This is a genomic window from Arthrobacter sp. 05L417 (assembly GCF_056397865.1).
In genome coordinates this window covers 1-623 of the sequence record NZ_JBFTOG010000108.1, presented here as the reverse complement: position 1 = coordinate 623, position 623 = coordinate 1, and the positions used below count along the sequence as shown (strand labels likewise).

Sequence of the window (623 nt, the reverse complement as noted above, 5' to 3'; positions counted from 1 at the left end):
CGCACCGGCGACGCCTTCTGGGCCGCCGCGGACCAAATGACCCGCGGCTTCATCATCGGCGCCACCGCAGGACGGACCACCCTCACCGGCGAAGGACTCCAACACGCCGACGGACACTCCCCCATCCTGGCCTCCACCAACCCCGCCGTCCTCACCTACGACCCCGCCTACGGCTACGAAATCGGACACATCATCCGCGACGGCCTCGAACGCATGTACGGACCGGCCGCAAGCGGCAAAGGAACCGGAGCTGCATCCGATAGAAACTTGATGTACTACCTCACCGTGTACAACGAGCCCATCACCCAGCCGAACGAACCTGAGAACCTCGATGTCAACGGTGTTTTGAAAGGCATCTACCGGCTTTCGGAGTCGAGCACTGAAGGCCCCAAGAGCCAGCTGCTGGCCTCCGGCGTCTCGGTCCCCTGGGCCCTGGAAGCCCAGAAGGTCCTGGCCCAGGACTGGGGAGTCTCCGCCGATGTCTGGTCCGTGACCTCCTGGAACGAACTCCGACGCGACGGACTCGCCGCCGAAGAACACGCCTTCCTGAACCCCGGCGAAGAACCCCGCACCCCGTTCGTCGCCCAGCAACTCGCCGGCGCCACCGGACCGGTCATCGCCGT

General features: G+C 65.5%; 1 protein-coding gene. It reads left to right on the top strand.

From position 1 onward, the window contains the following. The coding region (locus AC1DJW_RS26520) for a transketolase-like TK C-terminal-containing protein (protein ID WP_476902961.1) at positions 1-623 on the top strand (623 nt) is incomplete at both ends.